This is a genomic window from Jeotgalibacillus marinus, assembly GCF_040801915.1.
Lineage (GTDB): Bacteria > Bacillota > Bacilli > Bacillales > Jeotgalibacillaceae > Jeotgalibacillus > Jeotgalibacillus marinus.
Window position 1 is genome coordinate 50,954 of the sequence record NZ_JBFMIA010000005.1, and the last position, 16,979, is coordinate 67,932.

The window sequence follows — 16,979 nt, forward strand, 5'->3', positions numbered from 1 at the left end:
TTTCAAATTTAAAATATATCAATTCAAGATAAATTGATTCCTACATTATTTCATCTAAAAACAAGCGAACATGTATATTTAATGTTATAATGCATTGATTAGTACGTGTATGGAGGGAAATTATTATGATTCAAGTAACAGATGTCAGCTTACGATTTGGTGATCGCAAGCTGTTTGAAGATGTCAATATTAAGTTTAACCCTGGGAATTGTTACGGTTTAATCGGCGCAAATGGAGCAGGTAAATCAACATTCATCAAAATTCTTTCTGGTGAAATTGAAGCTCAAACTGGGAACGTATCAATGGGCGCAAATGAGCGTCTTGCTATCCTAAAACAAAACCACTTTGAATATGAAGAACACGAAGTGATGAGTGTTGTGATGATGGGTCACAATCGTTTATTTGAAGTCATGCAAGAGAAAAATGCAATCTACATGAAAGAAGACTTTTCTGATGAAGACGGCATTAAAGCAGCTGAACTTGAAGGTGAATTTGCTGAAATGAACGGTTGGGAAGCTGAGTCAGAAGCGGCTATCCTTCTTCAAGGCCTAGGCATTAAGGAATCGATGTTCACGAAAAAAATGGCTGAACTCACTGGCTCTGAAAAGGTAAAAGTACTTTTAGCACAAGCTTTGTTTGGTAAACCAGACGTTCTTTTACTAGATGAGCCGACAAACGGTCTCGACATCCAAGCAATTCAATGGCTTGAGGACTTCTTGATCAACTTTGAAAATACCGTTATCGTGGTATCTCATGACCGTCATTTCTTAAATACGGTTTGTACCCATATTGCCGACCTTGATTTCAGCAAAATTCAGATCTACGTAGGAAACTATGATTTCTGGTATGAATCAAGTCAACTTGCTCAAAAAATGATGCAGGATCAAAACAAGAAAAAAGAAGAAAAAATCAAAGAGCTTCAAGCCTTTGTTGCGCGCTTTAGTGCAAATGCATCGAAATCAAAGCAAGCAACTTCTCGTAAAAAATCACTCGAAAAAATTTCTTTGGATGATATTAAACCATCATCGCGCAAATATCCTTTTGTTAACTTTGAAAGCGAACGTGAAATTGGTAACGATGTTCTTCAAGTCAAAGATCTTTGCAAAACGGTTGACGGTGTCAAAATACTTGATAACGTAAGCTTTACAATGAACAAAGAAGACAAAATTGCACTTGTTGGTACAGATGAAATCGCAAAAACTACATTGATGAAAATCCTTATGGGCGAAACCGAAGCAGATAGCGGCTCATTTAAATGGGGCGTCACAACGTCTCAAGCTTACTTCCCTCATGACAACAATGAATATTTCAATGGGAATGAAGTGGATCTAGTTGATTGGTTACGTCAATATTCTCCACAAGATCAAAGTGAGACATTCCTGCGTGGATTCCTTGGTCGTATGTTGTTCTCAGGTGAAGAAGTTCGTAAAAAACCTGCCGTCTTGTCTGGGGGAGAAAAAGTTCGTTGTATGCTTTCACGCATGATGTTGAAGCAAGCAAATGTTCTTTTACTTGATGAACCAACAAATCACTTAGATCTTGAGTCGATCACTGCGTTAAACAATGGCTTAACAAACTCTAAAGGTGCAATGATCTTCACTTCACATGACCACCAGTTTGTTCAAACTATTGCCAACCGCATTATCGACATCAATGACGGTAAAATTACCGACAAACAGTTGTCATACGATGAATTCCTAGAGTGGAATAAATCCAAAGTATCATCTTAAAAATAAGAAGGGCCTTGCTACTTGCAAGGTCTTTTCCTATTTTCTACATGTACTTATTATCTTTGTTAGAACAAAACGATTACTTTTTCAGTTAAAGCAGCCACTTGATTGATGACAGCTAGTCCACATTCATCCTTTTCCTGGGTGACCTTGACGTTAACAAACTCTCATTAATAAAATGATGCTGAACCTTTTACTTTGAATCGATGGAGCTTTTTTAAAAGAAATATCAGTCAACATACGATTAGATAGTATGTTTTTGTCTCATACTATGACGATCTAGTGAACTAGCTTCTATTTACGCTTGAACTTCTGTTAAAATGATTATTAATTGTATTTTGTTCTATAAACGCAGGAGGAGAACGTATGATAAAAACACCTATTGGACGGTTACGAATCATGGGATACTTTGAAGGGTTTTCTCTTATCGTATTACTCGCTGTTGCTATGCCATTAAAATATTTATTTGATCTTCCAGAGGCTGTCACCCTCGTTGGATCGATTCACGGCTTTTTATTTGTCACTTATTGTTTGGTGATTGCATATGCGACCTTTGTTACACGCTGGAAATGGTATTGGCCACTCCTGTCTCTTATCGTAGCATTCATCCCATTTGGAAATCTTGCACTTGATTTTAAATTAAAGAAATTTGAAGAACAACAAGCATCATAAGAAGTCCATCGCCGGTATTAGGCGATGGACTTTTTATGATCATCCTCAAAAGCATGAGAAAAGCACCTAAACTTCCAGCGTTTTTGAAATTAAAACCAAAAAGGACCAGGACCTTTGTTCTCTTCTTCAGAGGGTTTTACTTCTTCAGAGGGCTTTACTTCCTCTTCAACTTGTTTCTGGTTGTTAAAATTCCAAAAAGAATCAAACGGATGAATTCTTTCTTGCGTCTCTTCTACTGCCTCTACCTCTACCTCCACCTCTTTCTCTACTACCTTTTTCTTTGGTTGATTGGACATGCTCTTCACCCCTTTTGACGTATTGTATTCAATACAAATTGTCGGTGTATGGGCGTATAACCAAAAAAGAATTCTGTGTACGCCAAAGGGACTTGACGAAATTTTTCGGGTATTCACTTTACAAATATGAAAAAAGCCATTCTCAATTATGAGAATGGCTTTTTTATATTATCAATTATAATTTTACAACGTTAGCTGCTTGTGGTCCACGGTTACCTTCAACCACTTCGAACTCAACTTGTTGACCTTCGTCAAGGGATTTGAATCCATCTCCAGAGATTGCTGAGAAGTGTACGAATACGTCGTTTTCTCCTTCAACTTCGATGAAGCCGAAACCTTTTTCTGCGTTGAACCATTTTACTGTACCAGTTTTCATAATGAAAAACCTCCAAAATATTAATGACAATATGCAAATATAACCATAGTAAATTCACATATTACAAAAAGCACCGTGCATTCCGATCACTCTTTGTAATATGTGAATCTAAACTTGCAGGTAATTTGCTATTGAATTGTTTAATCATATTATACATCGTTCAATGGAAATGTCAAACGAAACTTGGAAGGTTTTTTGTATTTTTGACTTTCTACCCTCTTCATATAAATTTCAATCACTCGTCATACGAGGCAACCTACATTTAGTTTCATTTAATGGATAGAAATAATAGCGATTGGTTGCGATTTGATGTATGATAGTACCAATCTATGGATTTTATTAGTGGAGGGATATGGTTGAACGAGCTAGCAAAATCAAAATGGTTTCGAATTGGATTCGCAATCATTACTATTTTATTGATCATTTATTTAGTAAACTTAGTCGGATTTATTTTTACACCCATCACAATTATTGTCACAACACTATTTGCACCAATTGCTATTGCAGGTGTTCTTTATTACTTATTACGTCCTGTTCTAACAATTTTTGCAAAATACGTCCCGCGTGCGCTCGCGATTTTAATTATCTATTTGTTAGGAATTGGATTAATCGTTGGTCTTGTTTTCATCGTTGGTCCTCCCCTATCTGAACAGTTCAATTCTTTGATCAATAATATGCCAGGTATTTTCGATGAATTAAGTAGTATGGTAACAAACTTGCAGCAATCTGATTGGTTTAAAAGTGTTCAGCAAAGCCAAGATTTCTCTTATAAAGATATTGCTGAGCGTTTGACTGATTTTTTACAAGGAGCCGTTGATTCCATCGGTTCAAACGTTGTATCACTTATTAGTCTCTTAACGAATATTGCGATTGTAATTGTGACGATCCCATTTGTTTTGTTTTATATGTTAAAAGATGGTCATAAGCTTCCAGATGTTTTTTTAAGATTCACCCCTGAAGAATTTCGTCCTGAAAGTAAAAAAGTATTACAAGATATGGACACTGCACTTAGCTCATATATTCAGGGACAAATTATTGTTAGTTTCTGTGTCGGTGTTCTGTTGTATATTGGGTACATAATTATTGGTCTTGAATATACGATTGTCCTAGCAATTGTAGCAATGTTAACAAACGTCATCCCGTTTATTGGACCTTTTATCGGCACAATTCCTGCAATTATCGTAGGATTTATTGATTCTCCTATAACTGCATTACTCGTAATTGCAGTCGTCATTGCCGTCCAACAATTTGAAAGTAACTTCATCTCACCACAAGTCATGGGTAAAAAGCTTGCCGTTCACCCACTTACGATCATTTTTTTATTACTGGTTGCGGCAAGCTTTGCTGGGGTACTTGGCTTACTTATGGCCGTCCCAACATACGCTGTCGGCAAAGCCATCGTAGTCAACGCCTACAGATTTATCACCATTCGGAATAGATATAACGATAAAAAAATTTGAAGAATCTTTTGGTATAACAAAAATCACCAAAAGAAAAAGACTGAAGACTGGAGCGGGATTATCACTCTACTCTTCAGTCTTTTTCTTTTGCTCATCAATCAACTGTTCAAAGAACTTTTTCTCATCATTGGTCATGTGCTCATTCGTAAAAGGTGCTTCATCTTTCATCATTAAAATCCCGTGATAAAGTTGCAAATCTTCATCACATGAATCGCAAAATAAAAGCTCTCCTTCACACCAAAAAGCAATTTGTGTCCCTCTTTTTACGCGGACATTAGGATATTTAGTAACCATCTCTTCTATTATCACTCGATAAAAATCAAAAGCGGCTTCTTTTTCATTAAATGTCCATTCGTTTACAGTGTCATCGCGCCAACCATCTAAAAACCACCATGGTTCCGCATCACTTTTTAATTGAATAATTCTCCACACACCAAGGACCACCTTTCACACCAGTGCTATCCTTATCTACATAAGGTTATTGTATTTCATTGTAATACTATCATATCTAATAAAACTCTGTCTCGTTGTGAACTTTACCTCTATCTTACCTATAGTTTACTGTTTAATCTTGTCAACAATTTGTCAACGACTCGCCAGTAAGTTAAAGACACCAACAATTTTACCGTGGGGCACAATATGAACTCCAAGATGTTACTCACTCGAATGGGTTTTTTTGTATAGATGCACATTTACTTATCAATATAAAAAAACACCTGTACTAAAAATCGTACGGGCGATACTATTTCTGAGATCTCCAGATCATCTCGTTTACTCTCTACATCTCACAAGACCCAAGCAATCTATGAGCGAGGTAAGCCATACGCTCATCAAAACCAAATGTGAATTCATTTTCGTACTTCTCCACAATTAAACAGTCTCCAAAGTCTTTGATTAAATTTCTAACTCGCTCATTAAAGCATGAGTATTACCTTCTGTGTCTTAAAAAAATGTCATTCAAGTTTCTGTTTGTCCCATTTTTGCTACAATATGTGGTTCATTGATAAAGGAAACTCCTTTTCTTATTACTGGATTTTTTTGTCTATATTTAGAATGTAAGTAATACCCAACAATTACCTCCTGTCATTTTTTATATTTTTGAACACTACTATGTCGAAATGTAGTAAACTGGTAAAGTTCCAAATTAGAAACAGGAGGCAACACATATGAAGAAAGAAAAAGTAAAAAAGCCATTTTATAAGAAATGGTGGGTTTGGCTACTTGCAGTTATTATTATTGCGACTGTAGCATCTGGCGGTGACGATGAAGACAAAGCTGGTGGTGAGGAGCCTGCTGAAGATGTAGCAGGAGATAATAAAGAAGAATCCGGTGACGACACAATTGGAATTGGTACACCTTTAGATGTGAAAGGTGTAGTGTTCACTATAAATGAAGTAACTACCTCATCAAATATTGGTGGAGATTTCGGACAAGACGCAAAAGGTGAATTTTTAATTATAGATGTTACTGTAGAGAACGACAAAGATGAAGCGATTACCGTTGATTCGTCATTCTTCAAATTACAAGTAGACGGAGTAGAATATGATGCAGATGGAACGGCTGCGATCTACGCTAATGAAAATGCTCAATTTTTCCTAGAAAGTGTTAACCCTGGTTTATCTTTAACAGGAAAAGTACCTTTTGATGCACCAGAAGGACTAGATATTTCTAGTGCACAAATACAAGTTCAAACTGGATTCTTCGGAACAGAAACAGGTTTGATTAATTTACAATAGTATCAACGCCCCTTTCGAGGGGCTTTTATTTTATCCAAAAGAAGAACATATTCGTCGAAATATAGTAGAATGAAAACAAATTATTTTAAATTATTTTACAGCGCTTTTCCTCTCTCTAGGGGTTTTATTCACATAACAAAACCGAACGGATACTCTGAGAAACCCAAAGGCTTTTTCATGAATATCCTCTTTAAACAATTTCCTATACGACAAAAAAACTGGCCACTCCAACTCCAATTCCAGCCATACCTATACTTGTAATCAATGTGAGAAAAGTATAGGCAATTCCTTTTGCGAACTTTCCATCTTCTATCAACTTGAAACCCTCTATTTGAAGCGAAGAAAAAGTCGTGAATGCCCCTAAGAAACCTGTTAATAGTAACAACTGAACCTGTTCATGTAAAGACAAACGGATTAAAAATCCACCAATCAAGGATCCTACAATATTTACAAATGCTGTACCCCAAAAAGATGATAACCCTTTAGCCAGTAGCCACCTTGTGACTGCACCGGTTGCTCCCCCAACCATCACATAAATCATGCCACTCCCTCCTCCTTGCTAAATGAACGAGCAAAATAGGCGCCAAGAAACGCACACAGAACGCCCCCAACAACTGTCACAACAAGATAAATTGAAGCGTATAACACGTTCACTCCAAACAAGCCGATCGTTTCAACGCTAAAAGCTGACACTGACGTGAAACTGCCTAAGATTCCAGTTCCTAAAAACAACTTCATCCGGCGATACTTATGTATAAATAGAAAAGTAATAAACGACAAAACAAATGTTCCTACTAAATTCGCTAGAAGAGTACTAATTGGAAATGGGTGAGTGATTGGAACAAAAATAAATAACCACGCACGTAAGAAAGCACCGATCGCTCCCCCAAAACCTACCAATATTAAATTCATTTTTCTCCCTCCGCTTGTCTCTTACATTAAATAACCATAAAGAAAAATGCAGTGATTGTCCACTGCATTTCGTCTTACTTATTCTTTAATGATAATTGTACAACGTTGGGTAGGTCCTCTTTTAAAATCATTGGCTCAATCAACCTTTGAACTAAAGAATAGTGTTGAGATTCACGATCCAACTGATATAAAATCCGTTTTCCTTGTCGCTCTTCTGTAACCAAATTCGCGTCCTTTAATTTTTTAATATGCTGACTTACAAGAGGTTGACTTATATTGAAGAATTCAACAAATTCTGATACAGTCCACTCGTCCTCAGACAATTTTTTTGCCATGACTAATCGAGTTTTATCTCCAAACAACCGATAAATTTCTGCTAACTCATCAATGAAATAGTAGTATTGGCTCACTTTTTGTCCTTGATCCCCCTTCTAAATTTCCCATATATCATAGTCAATTAGGTCTACACTCCTATTATATACAGAAACCAAATAATATACTAGTTTTATGGTATTATCTACTTTACAAGCAGGATATTAAGCATACACGATTTCGTGTCACCTACTTGCCATTAATACGCGAATCAGAGACAATATAAACAACATCTGCACATTAATTTTTAAAAAATGAAACTAAACCATTCGTCCACTCGTATTTAAAAGACAAGCCTACATAAGGAGTAGATGATCATGAGAGATTTCTTATATTTCCTAGCAAGACTAGGAATTGCCATCCCGTTAGCCATCTTAACGTGGATCATTACATTATTTATTATAGGCATAAACTTTTTTTTAACACTAGTTTTTGCTTTACTGGCAGGTCTGATCCCGTTTTATACGATTAAATTTTTCCAACGAAGATCTGTGCTACAATCGTATGGGCTAAGCGCTCAAGAATATAAGTATATTCACAACAATTTAAAAGAAGCGCAAAAGAAAATCTCAAGACTCCAAGGCAAGATGTTTCAAATTCGCTCTATCTCAGCTATGCGCCAACTAAATGATATGATTAAGCTGTCAAAACGAATTTTTAACATTGTTAAAAAAGACCCTAAGCGTTTCTATTCATCTGAACGGTTTTTCTTTAACCATTTAGATTCTGCCGTCGAACTAACAGACAAATACACGATGTTGGTGACACAGCCGATAAAAAATAAAGAAGTTCTTTCTTCACTTGAAGACACAAGGAAAACATTGCTCGACTTGAATTCATCTCTTGAAAAAGAGTTAATGAACGTTTTAACGAATGATATTAACACCTTAAAAATTGAACTAGACGTTGCAAAAAAATCGTTGCATCGAGAACAGTTGGAACGTTCTAGAGAGGGGATGTAACAATGGAAGACAATCGACAAGCGGTTAAAGTACAAGAGCGAAATCAAAACGTAGAAGATTTACTTAGCAATCCCTTCGGTGACAACGAGTTAACAGAAGTTTTATCCGACCAAGGCACTGAATCAGCTCCAAAGCGTCTCGTTGATGTCATTCCAGAAAGAGATCGTGAACAAGCAAAACAAATTGCACAGCAAATCGATCCGACGAACCACCAATCGATTTTACAATACGGGACAGCTGCGCAATCAAAGCTATCCCATTTTTCTCATTCCATGCTCGATCATGTTCAGCGTAAAGATGTTGGACCAATCGGTGATATTTTAAAGGAACTGATGGATCGTTTAGAACAAATCAATCCTGAAGAACTATCGGATCAAAAGCGCGGCATGCTATCCAAACTCTTTACCCGTGTTAGCCGTTCTGTTAATGAAGTACTTTCTAAATATCAAAAACTAGGTGCACAAGTTGATCGCATTAGTGTAAAACTGGATCATTCAAAAAAATCATTGATAGATGATATTCAAATGCTTGAGCAACTTTATCAACAAAATAAAGATTACTTTCATGCGCTTAATATATATATCGCAGCCGCAGAATTAAAGCGTGAGGAACTCGAGCAAACGACGATCCCAGCGCTTAAAAAGAAAGCCGAAGCAAGTGATGATCAAATGGCTTATCAAGAAGTAAATGATATGATGCAGTTCATGGATCGATTAGAAAAACGTCTGCACGATTTACAGTTAAGTAGACAAATTACCATCCAGAGTGCTCCACAAATTCGTATGATTCAAAACATCAACCAAGCACTTGCTGAAAAAATACAAGCGTCCATTTTAACAGCTATCCCACTGTGGAAAAATCAAATTGCGATTGCGTTAACTTTATTCCGTCAGCAACGTGCGGTTGAAGCGCAAAAACAGGTGACAAAAACCACAAATGAACTTCTTTTAAAGAATTCAGAAATGCTTAAGACAAATAGCATTGAAACAGCAAAAGAAAATGAGCGTGGTATTGTTGATATAGAAACATTAAAAACGACACAAGCCAACCTTGTCTCAACATTAGAAGAAACCATTCGTATCCAACAAGAAGGTCGAGATAGACGGAGACAGGCTGAAACTGAGATACAAGCAATGGAAAGCGAACTAAAGCAGCAACTTCTTCAAATACAGGATAAAAAATAAAAAAGAAGCTACTCAGCTCAGCAAGAATACCTTGAAAGGCTTCCGCTGAAGAGATGATAAAAAAGAAAAAGCACTTCTTCCTACATTCAGGAGAGGTGCTTTTACGTTACATTCGTTTGTCGATCATCCTTTGAACATTGTTTGAAACCTTTTCAATTTTTTTCTTAGCGGATTTCCAATGATTTTTATTTACTTTATCATTTGTGGCGGTTAAGCTCATCCATTCTTGCTTGATGATTAATTGTCATGTAGTTATTCATCGCGTCTTCATGCCTTCTTCTCTTGTTATTTTATTTTAGATAGAAGAAGAGATTAAAAAACGGTGTCACAGAATGATCTTACCTCCACCGCGAGAAGGATCTTTTTTAAGCCCTAAAGCCCCTAAATACTCTTATACAGGAGACGCTTTAACAAGGGAAACAAAATGTCCGGCAGCTCTTGTATGTTTGGTATGAACAAACTGAATTTTCCATACATGTTTCGAATCACATCTTTTTGGGATTCTAGGATTTCTTCGTTCGATAAAAACAAATTCATTACTTCAATCCCTTGTTTGCGGGCAATCACCACAGCTTCGTGTGTGTCCATTATGCCATTTTGTTCATAGTTCATCGCCGCTGGTTCACCATCAGAAAAAACTAATAAAAAACGCTGACTTTCTTTTCGTTTCATTAGCCGCTCCGTCATATGGCGAATCGCATAGCCGTCACGATTATCCTCTTCTGGTTGAAGCTGCATAATTGCTGCACTTTTTTTCGTATAAGTAGATTGATCATAGTCAATGACGGTCTTCATATAATTTGGTTGACCCTTTTCACTTGCCTGATCTGTATCTTCCCAAAATCCTACAATCTCATGGGGCACACCTACTGATTTTAATACTTCATGAAACAAAATAAGTCCCTTCTTCGTTTCACTCATTTTATCGTGCATAGATGCAGAACAATCAAGCAGTAGTGTAAATGTAGCATCAATTTGTGGTGATTTTTCATTTTTCTTGTAAAAAACTTTAGGATGGTCATCTGTGAGAAATGGAATTAGCTTTTTACTAAGTCTGCCAAAAGCAAGGTTGTCTCTCGGTTTCACCTTTTTGTGGTCCAGCGTTTTTTCAATGATTTTTTGGAGTTTCTTTTGGTAGAATGCTACTTCTTTCTTTTGTTGATTATAATCAGACAGATCTTTATTTGAAATTGATGCAGCGCTTTGGAAAATCGGATACGCATAACGATTGTCTCTTCCATAGGCATCAGCCTGTCCTGCCTTCACTTCTTCCGATTGTTGCTCTTCTACTTCCCCATCAAATTGGTGCTGGTTGGTCTTTTTACTAGCTCCTTGAACCATTCCAAGTGCTTGGTCACCATCGTCACCTTCTCTTGCTGTGCCACCTTTTATATTCGTTTTAGCTCCCTGATCAAGATCTAACCGAAGAAATGACTCGCCTTTATCACCTGATTCACGGTGCCATGTCCGAAACTCATCATCATTTACTTCTTCTTCACCAGAGGCTTTTTCTTCAATTTCATCATCATTCACTAAAGGGTCACAGCGCTTTAAATCATCAAAAGTTAAGCTCTTTTCCCACTCTTCCATCACCCCTTCTGGCAAATGAAAGTACTCATTTAACATATCCTTTGCTACCACCTCGTCGAGCATTTCAATTAACTCTTCGCTAATTGACGCGATTTGTGCTGTTGACTTAGCATCAAAAGTACGTTGAATTTGTTGGTTAATAAAAGGCTTTGCTTGATCAATCAACGGATGTATACTTGGCCAGTCATCAATCGGTGATCGTGCGTGTAGTAATAGGTAAAGTAGATTAAATAACGCATCTGTCGGAACCCCTTTTACGACATGGACTTTAAGTTGAGATTCGAAATAGTGCGTGTATAATCTTCTGCGAACCTCGAACGCTCGTTTTGTACCTGGACGTAAACGCATAATTTCTTCTTCAACTCTTGCGTCTTCAACCATCATAAAAAATTGTTTCGAGAACGATTTTATTGATGTTTTTTTCGTAAAGGTTAGATACTTATTCACTTCTTTCACATCTGTAAATCGATTTGTTCCTATCGCACGTAAGTAAATGTCTGATTTTAGCCCTAAAAACTCATCGATAGGATTTCGGTGATCCCAAAAATGACTAACAACAATTTTATTGTTTGGTTGATCAAAGTAGCTTAGTGGTCCATAGTCAACATCCATTTCTTTTTCTTTCGTCAACGTTTTCGCTAAATCGATCAATTCCATCAATAGGAATGAATTTACATTTTCATCATTAAATTGAATGAAACGCTGCATACAAAGTCATCCTCACTCAAAAATCGTTTCTGCTACATTTCGTATAGCAGCTTTTTCTCGTTCGTCTTCAACTTTATCAATTAAGCCTCGTTGAATCGCACGTAACGGTGGTAAGTAAACGGCTAAATCACATGTATCAAGTAAAGCTCGAATGGATGCAGCTTCTTCTGCTACTTGACCATTTTGAACTTGTGTTAGTAAGTCTTCTGATAACTGCACAAATCGTGTAATTACTTGTTGGTCTTCTAGCTTACTCTGAGATTCAATGACCTTTTTTAATGTCTCACCTTGTATATAGGGAACATCAATGACGATAAAACGATTTTTTAACGCTTCATTTAATGGCACTGTACCTACATATCCTTCATTGATGGCCGCAATGACGCCAAATCCGTCTTGTGCTTTAACCACTTCATTTGTAAATGGATTTGTTATCGTTCTACGATAATCGAGCACTCCATTTAAAATAGGTAATGTTTCAGGCTTAGCCATGTTAATTTCATCGATGTATAATAACTGGCCTTTCTTCATTGCTTGTATGACCGGGCCTTCAACAAATACAATTACAGCGTTACCGTCAACTTGTTCAATTGTTTTATAGCCAAGCATCGCTTCAGCATCAAGGTCAACCGAACAGTTAATGCTGTACATGGGTTGAGAAAACACTTCACTGAGTGATTCAGCTAGCTTTGTTTTCCCTGAACCAGTCGGTCCTTTTAACAACACATTTTTTCCGAGTGAAAGACCAATCACAGCATCTTCCATAATTGATGCATCCTCTGACGTATAACCACCTACACCAACACGTGGCAAATCCTCTTCTGAATAAGTCTTTTTACGATCGTTTATGGTTTGTTGAATGGTTTGTGGTAATTGTTCAATAAGAACCTTCATAAATTCGTTCATCCTCACTAGTTAGATCATATTTTCTGTAATGCTTTATTTTAACGTGACAATGGTTAGACAAGCAACTCTTTCAGGTTCATTCTTTTTTTCAACGTGTATATACAGCGGGTTATGTTATCGCTTACCACAACAGATGACAAAATGGATTTTTAGAAGTAAAATGAAGTTTGGTAAAAATGAAGTTTGAGAAAGGAGAGAAAAAGAGTTTATGCAATCTATTAGAAGTCGGTGTTCCGCACTTTCTGAACACCCGTATTTTACGAATATTATCATAGGACTCATTTTACTAAACGCGATTTTAATAGGATTTGAGACGTATACAGGTATCTACGAAAGAAACTTGGATTTGTTTACATATGCCGACCAGCTATTGCTTTGGGTTTTTACAATTGAAATTTTAATTCGCTTATTAGGTAGTCGCTCATTTAAATCGTTTTTCTCAGAACCATGGAACATATTTGATTTTTTAATTGTAGCGAGTGGGCATTTACTAGTTGGAGGACATTATGTAACCGTTCTTCGAATCCTGCGTGTACTTCGTGTACTTCGTGCGATATCGATTATTCCTTCTTTAAGAAAAATGGTAAATGCTCTTATAGCGACAATACCTTCCATGGGAACGATCATGTTGCTTCTCGGGGTCTTCTTTTATATTTATGGCGTCATTGGTACAACAATGTTCAAGGAAATTGCACCAGAATATTTCGGCACGCTTCATGCGTCATTTTTAACCCTCTTCCAAGTTGTCACGCTCGAATCTTGGGCAAGCGGTGTGATGCGTCCAATCATAGCTGAAAGTCCATCTTCGTGGTGGTTTTTTGTCACATTTATATTGTTTGGTACATTCGTCATCTTCAACTTATTTGTTGGGGTTGTTGTGACAAACGTGGAAGAAGCGAATCAAGCGGAGAATCCTTCTCCAACTGAAATAAAGCTTAATCAAGTACAAGAAGAGCTAGAAGAGATTAAGCAGTTACTACGTGATCAACAAGTTGTTAACCGAACGAAAATTAAATAGCAAAAGGCTGGTTGTGTCATACGAAATGTATGCATCAACCAGCCCTTTTTAAATCACTATTAAGATTCTTTCTCAAAAATATATAATCCACGATCTAGTTTTCGAACTTGTTGGTCTTTGCGTTGAATTGTTTTCATAAACGTTGTCATATTCGCCACTTTAAAGCCAGTCTCGTTTAAAATATATTCTTGAATTTCTGTTCCTTTTACAGGTTTTAAGCGATCACGTAAAATTTTAAATGCAGCCTCATGCATTTGTCTAGATTTTCCTACTTTTTTCGTTTTTAGAATTCGCTTTGCAGCAGGTTGTGGGGTTTGAATGGATTCATTTGTAAAAGGCGATGAAACGATCTCAACCATCTCAGGTGTGTACAGTGATTGATGTTGTGGATTTTCTAAACCGTTAGCATCAAGTTCACTAAGGCGCTTCAAGATAAATTGTCTTTCTCTCCTAAACTCTTGAAAAATTCTTTCCTCTGAATCTTGTAGCTGTTCTAAACGAATTTTTAATGCCACTCTTTCAGTAAACATGGGATTCTCCCCTTTAAGTTATTTGTCTATACTATTTATTATAATGTTTAAAATTCTAATTGAAAAGAAAAAAACTCTAGTTTTAAGAAAAAACTAGAGTTTCAAACAATTAGGCATCTTTGAAGTAATCTTTGTAAAACCCTCCCACTTTTCCGCTGTTATCAATAATAAAAACAAACTCATCTGTTTCATTTTTGACCTCATACGCTTTGCCAACCGTTAGCACGTTATTGACAACATATTTTGCAGCATCATCGTGGACACAAATTACTCTTTTAATGGATGGTCGCTCTTCCCAGCCTTTATGAATCATCCCAATCTCTCCTTCTCATTCAACTAAATGTTTGTGAATTTAAATAATTATTTTGGTGAAGTCATCATTTAATGAACTTGACGAATATCTTTTAATCAAATAAAAGTATATCAAGAAACATTACCAGTATCACTGATGGTATCATAAAATAAAAATAAATAAAGTTTCCTTTTGATAATTGATGACCAAATTAAGAACTTTTCTATAGATAACGACATTAAAGAGGAATTATGATCAGTGAAATATAAAAAGTAAGGGGCGGAATAATTCGCTCCATCTGATCGAAAAGAGTAGAAAGAGAACGCGAGGAGATTTATCAGTTAATGTCAATAATCACCAAAGAATCTAGTGAAATCCCACCATGGAAGCTAATATAATTGAATCGTTCTTTCTTCCGATTTGTTGCTGAATGTGAGCAGCTATATTTTGTATTTTGAAGTTAACCTCTCTGCTTTTTGTCGGAGGGTTTTTACTATCACTTTTTAATAATCTTTGCGCCTGTACTTGCAGCTACATAAATATTACGTTTGCCTCTGCTCGTATTGATCGTGACAACATCGGGGTACGGTTTACCTAAAATCTCATATTCTAGTCCACCGAATGCACTTGGTGTCAAACTCCAATCACTATTTTTTTTGATCGGCTGAACATCTAATTTATACGTTCGCCATGTGGCAGCAGACCCTGGAAGTTGTACATACTCTTTTGGCGGGGTTGGCACGGACCCACTAATCTTTAACGTTTGACCGATGTAAATCAAGTTTGGATCAGATAGTCCGTTTAATGATACAAGTGCATCTACAGTAGTGTTAAACCTTCGGGCAATGCTACTTAACGTATCTCCACGTTGAACGGTATACGTATAACTAACCTTTAACGTTTGACCGACATAAATCAAGTTTGGTTCAGATAGTTCGTTTAATGATACAAGTGCATCCACAGTAGTGTTAAACCTTCGGGCAATGCTACTTAACGTATCTCCACGTTGAACGGTATACGTATCAACTCCTTCATTTTTAGGTTTTAATCCTAAATACTCCGCAACGCCCTTTGCTATTGCCTCACCAACTGATTTTAAAACTGCTTCCGATCGCATACGCTTAACATCAATAGTAGAATCCATGAAACCACACTCCGCGAGAATGGCAGGCATTTTTGTTTCACGCAAAACGTGAAAGTTCTCCGCTTTAATTCCTCGATCATTTAGACCCATCGCTAGTACTAGTTTTGGATGTACTTTATCAGCCAATGCCTTTGATTTAGGATTGTTTGACGCAGGAGTCATGACATAGGTCTCCGTTCCTGAGTGTGTTCCCCAAGAACCTGTAAATGCGTTTTGATGCACACTCACGAACACATCGGCATTAAAACTGTTTGCTTGATTGGTACGAGAAGATAAAGATACGTTTGTCTTTCCTGTCGCATCATCCACACGTAGTTGCTGTGCGTTTTCATACCCATTTAAAAAACTCATGCCAGCTCGTACGATTTTGTCACTAAAATTCCACTCATACTCTCCGTCTGGTGTTCTTCTTCCAGGGGTTGATCCGTTACCACCATGCCCTGCATCCCATACAATTTTAGCCATTAACTATCACTCCTTTCTATTATTTTTTATTAGGTTAGGATTCTTATTTAGTTTAATTAGATCCCTATTAATAGTATATTTTCTGACTTTAAATCTGTGACTCTATTTGAAGTTTTTAAGCTTTAACACTAATTAAATTTAATTTAGTTACATCTATACAAGTCTTTAGAAAAAACCAAACGATGTGGCGTACATCTCTATACCCACACATACAGCACAGGTGATCACCTGCATCCATGGGTTAACGTTTTACTGCCTTTAACCCCTTTCTGCTAAATTAATTGCTTTCCGAGTTCCTACTATGTAGCAGAATTGTTTTTTAGATCCACCACTAACAACAAAAAATTCACAAAAATCAAGAATTTGCAACATGAAACTATTATCGACCGACAAACAGAAGAGTCAAATAAGGCATCTACCACATTCAGCATATTAATAACTTCACAAATGGTTAAAGACGTGAATACGGCGTTTTCAAAAGTAGACCTTCTACTCGTTTCGTTGGCTCTGGATTAGAAATACTTAGCATTTTAAAAAAACAAGTAGAACAAATGCTTATTTCAGCTTGTCAAAATCAAACCATAGAGCAGAGAATGGTTTAAAAAAGAAACTTAACAAAAAAAGAC

General features: G+C 36.6%; 18 protein-coding genes and 1 pseudogene. 7 read left to right on the top strand and 12 right to left on the bottom strand.

Annotated elements, in window-relative coordinates:
* Positions 1-125: 125 nt before the first annotated feature.
* Entirely contained in the window at positions 126-1,730 is a 1,605-nt protein-coding gene (locus AB1471_RS08020) for an ABC-F family ATP-binding cassette domain-containing protein (protein WP_367779231.1), read from the top strand.
* A 366-nt stretch (positions 1,731-2,096) separates the two neighbouring features.
* Entirely contained in the window at positions 2,097-2,402 is a 306-nt protein-coding gene (locus AB1471_RS08025; RefSeq protein WP_367779232.1) for a DUF3817 domain-containing protein, read from the top strand.
* 89 nt (positions 2,403-2,491) lie between these two features.
* Here AB1471_RS08025 and AB1471_RS08030 read toward each other — a convergent pair whose 3' ends face one another.
* Positions 2,492-2,698, bottom strand: coding sequence for a hypothetical protein (locus AB1471_RS08030; protein ID WP_367779233.1), 207 nt, complete (start codon positions 2,696-2,698; stop codon positions 2,492-2,494).
* 175 nt (positions 2,699-2,873) lie between these two features.
* Positions 2,874-3,074, bottom strand: a complete 201-nt coding sequence (locus AB1471_RS08035) for a cold-shock protein (protein ID WP_367779234.1) — start codon at positions 3,072-3,074, stop codon at positions 2,874-2,876.
* 356 nt (positions 3,075-3,430) lie between these two features.
* Between AB1471_RS08035 and AB1471_RS08040 the strand changes: the two genes are divergently transcribed.
* A complete protein-coding gene (locus AB1471_RS08040) occupies positions 3,431-4,534 on the top strand; it encodes an AI-2E family transporter (protein WP_367779235.1) in 1,104 nt (367 codons plus the stop codon).
* Between the two features lie 66 nt (positions 4,535-4,600).
* On the opposite strand, the gene AB1471_RS08045 is transcribed toward AB1471_RS08040, so the two are convergent.
* On the bottom strand, positions 4,601-4,966 hold the full coding sequence (locus AB1471_RS08045) for a DUF1033 family protein (RefSeq protein ID WP_367779236.1): 366 nt from the start codon (positions 4,964-4,966) through the stop codon (positions 4,601-4,603).
* Between the two features lie 510 nt (positions 4,967-5,476).
* A pseudogene (locus AB1471_RS08050) lies at positions 5,477-5,554 on the bottom strand (VOC family protein); the annotation flags it as partial.
* A 146-nt stretch (positions 5,555-5,700) separates the two neighbouring features.
* Here AB1471_RS08050 and AB1471_RS08055 point away from each other — a divergent pair.
* Positions 5,701-6,270, top strand: coding sequence for a DUF4352 domain-containing protein (locus AB1471_RS08055; protein ID WP_367779237.1), 570 nt, complete (start codon positions 5,701-5,703; stop codon positions 6,268-6,270).
* A 202-nt stretch (positions 6,271-6,472) separates the two neighbouring features.
* Here AB1471_RS08055 and AB1471_RS08060 read toward each other — a convergent pair whose 3' ends face one another.
* The 3 genes from AB1471_RS08060 to AB1471_RS08070 form a co-directional block, all read right to left on the bottom strand.
* On the bottom strand, positions 6,473-6,811 hold the full coding sequence (locus tag AB1471_RS08060) for a fluoride efflux transporter FluC (RefSeq protein ID WP_367779238.1): 339 nt from the start codon (positions 6,809-6,811) through the stop codon (positions 6,473-6,475).
* On the bottom strand, positions 6,808-7,182 hold the full coding sequence (locus tag AB1471_RS08065) for a fluoride efflux transporter FluC (protein ID WP_367779239.1): 375 nt from the start codon (positions 7,180-7,182) through the stop codon (positions 6,808-6,810). The genes AB1471_RS08060 and AB1471_RS08065 overlap by 4 nt, the downstream gene beginning before the upstream one ends.
* A gap of 74 nt (positions 7,183-7,256) precedes the next feature.
* On the bottom strand, positions 7,257-7,592 hold the full coding sequence (locus AB1471_RS08070; RefSeq protein WP_367779241.1) for an ArsR/SmtB family transcription factor: 336 nt from the start codon (positions 7,590-7,592) through the stop codon (positions 7,257-7,259).
* 279 nt (positions 7,593-7,871) lie between these two features.
* On the opposite strand from AB1471_RS08070, the gene AB1471_RS08075 reads away from it, so the two are divergent.
* Both AB1471_RS08075 and AB1471_RS08080 read left to right on the top strand, forming a co-directional pair.
* Positions 7,872-8,516 carry a 5-bromo-4-chloroindolyl phosphate hydrolysis family protein gene (locus AB1471_RS08075; protein WP_367779242.1) on the top strand — a complete coding sequence of 215 codons (645 nt, stop codon included), beginning with the start codon at positions 7,872-7,874 and terminating at the stop codon, positions 8,514-8,516.
* Positions 8,517-8,518: 2 nt separating this feature from the next.
* The gene (locus tag AB1471_RS08080; protein ID WP_367779243.1) at positions 8,519-9,700 is read left to right on the top strand and encodes a toxic anion resistance protein; all 1,182 of its coding nucleotides are present in this window, start codon (positions 8,519-8,521) and stop codon (positions 9,698-9,700) included.
* A gap of 381 nt (positions 9,701-10,081) precedes the next feature.
* Here the strand turns inward: AB1471_RS08080 and AB1471_RS08085 are convergent, their stop codons facing one another.
* Both AB1471_RS08085 and AB1471_RS08090 read right to left on the bottom strand, forming a co-directional pair.
* Positions 10,082-11,998, bottom strand: coding sequence for a vWA domain-containing protein (locus tag AB1471_RS08085; RefSeq protein WP_367779244.1), 1,917 nt, complete (start codon positions 11,996-11,998; stop codon positions 10,082-10,084).
* A gap of 12 nt (positions 11,999-12,010) precedes the next feature.
* Positions 12,011-12,892 carry an ATP-binding protein gene (locus AB1471_RS08090; RefSeq protein ID WP_367779245.1) on the bottom strand — a complete coding sequence of 294 codons (882 nt, stop codon included), beginning with the start codon at positions 12,890-12,892 and terminating at the stop codon, positions 12,011-12,013.
* Positions 12,893-13,112: 220 nt separating this feature from the next.
* Between AB1471_RS08090 and AB1471_RS08095 the strand changes: the two genes are divergently transcribed.
* Positions 13,113-13,922, top strand: a complete 810-nt coding sequence (locus AB1471_RS08095; RefSeq protein WP_367779246.1) for an ion transporter — start codon at positions 13,113-13,115, stop codon at positions 13,920-13,922.
* 59 nt (positions 13,923-13,981) lie between these two features.
* Here AB1471_RS08095 and AB1471_RS08100 read toward each other — a convergent pair whose 3' ends face one another.
* From AB1471_RS08100 to AB1471_RS08110, 3 genes are all read right to left on the bottom strand, one after another.
* The gene (locus AB1471_RS08100) at positions 13,982-14,452 is read right to left on the bottom strand and encodes a Rok-like winged helix domain-containing protein (RefSeq protein WP_367779247.1); all 471 of its coding nucleotides are present in this window, start codon (positions 14,450-14,452) and stop codon (positions 13,982-13,984) included.
* A 109-nt stretch (positions 14,453-14,561) separates the two neighbouring features.
* On the bottom strand, positions 14,562-14,765 hold the full coding sequence (locus tag AB1471_RS08105) for a DUF6501 family protein (protein WP_367779248.1): 204 nt from the start codon (positions 14,763-14,765) through the stop codon (positions 14,562-14,564).
* 475 nt (positions 14,766-15,240) lie between these two features.
* Positions 15,241-16,353, bottom strand: a complete 1,113-nt coding sequence (locus AB1471_RS08110) for an N-acetylmuramoyl-L-alanine amidase family protein (protein WP_367779249.1) — start codon at positions 16,351-16,353, stop codon at positions 15,241-15,243.
* Positions 16,354-16,979: the final 626 nt, after the last annotated feature.

Excerpts from the sequence above, each read along its gene's own strand:
- AB1471_RS08020 (WP_367779231.1), top strand. The coding sequence starts at position 126 with ATGATTCAAGTAACAGATGTCAGCTTACGATTTGGTGATCGCAAGCTG.
- AB1471_RS08025 (WP_367779232.1), top strand. The coding sequence starts at position 2,097 with ATGATAAAAACACCTATTGGACGGTTACGAATCATGGGATACTTTGAA.
- AB1471_RS08030 (WP_367779233.1), bottom strand. The coding sequence starts at position 2,698 with ATGTCCAATCAACCAAAGAAAAAGGTAGTAGAGAAAGAGGTGGAGGTA.
- AB1471_RS08035 (WP_367779234.1), bottom strand. The coding sequence starts at position 3,074 with ATGAAAACTGGTACAGTAAAATGGTTCAACGCAGAAAAAGGTTTCGGC.
- AB1471_RS08055 (WP_367779237.1), top strand. The coding sequence starts at position 5,701 with ATGAAGAAAGAAAAAGTAAAAAAGCCATTTTATAAGAAATGGTGGGTT.
- AB1471_RS08060 (WP_367779238.1), bottom strand. The coding sequence starts at position 6,811 with ATGATTTATGTGATGGTTGGGGGAGCAACCGGTGCAGTCACAAGGTGG.
- AB1471_RS08065 (WP_367779239.1), bottom strand. The coding sequence starts at position 7,182 with ATGAATTTAATATTGGTAGGTTTTGGGGGAGCGATCGGTGCTTTCTTA.
- AB1471_RS08075 (WP_367779242.1), top strand. The coding sequence starts at position 7,872 with ATGAGAGATTTCTTATATTTCCTAGCAAGACTAGGAATTGCCATCCCG.
- AB1471_RS08080 (WP_367779243.1), top strand. The coding sequence starts at position 8,519 with ATGGAAGACAATCGACAAGCGGTTAAAGTACAAGAGCGAAATCAAAAC.
- AB1471_RS08085 (WP_367779244.1), bottom strand. The coding sequence starts at position 11,998 with ATGCAGCGTTTCATTCAATTTAATGATGAAAATGTAAATTCATTCCTA.
- AB1471_RS08090 (WP_367779245.1), bottom strand. The coding sequence starts at position 12,892 with ATGAAGGTTCTTATTGAACAATTACCACAAACCATTCAACAAACCATA.
- AB1471_RS08095 (WP_367779246.1), top strand. The coding sequence starts at position 13,113 with ATGCAATCTATTAGAAGTCGGTGTTCCGCACTTTCTGAACACCCGTAT.
- AB1471_RS08100 (WP_367779247.1), bottom strand. The coding sequence starts at position 14,452 with ATGTTTACTGAAAGAGTGGCATTAAAAATTCGTTTAGAACAGCTACAA.
- AB1471_RS08105 (WP_367779248.1), bottom strand. The coding sequence starts at position 14,765 with ATGATTCATAAAGGCTGGGAAGAGCGACCATCCATTAAAAGAGTAATT.
- AB1471_RS08110 (WP_367779249.1), bottom strand. The coding sequence starts at position 16,353 with ATGGCTAAAATTGTATGGGATGCAGGGCATGGTGGTAACGGATCAACC.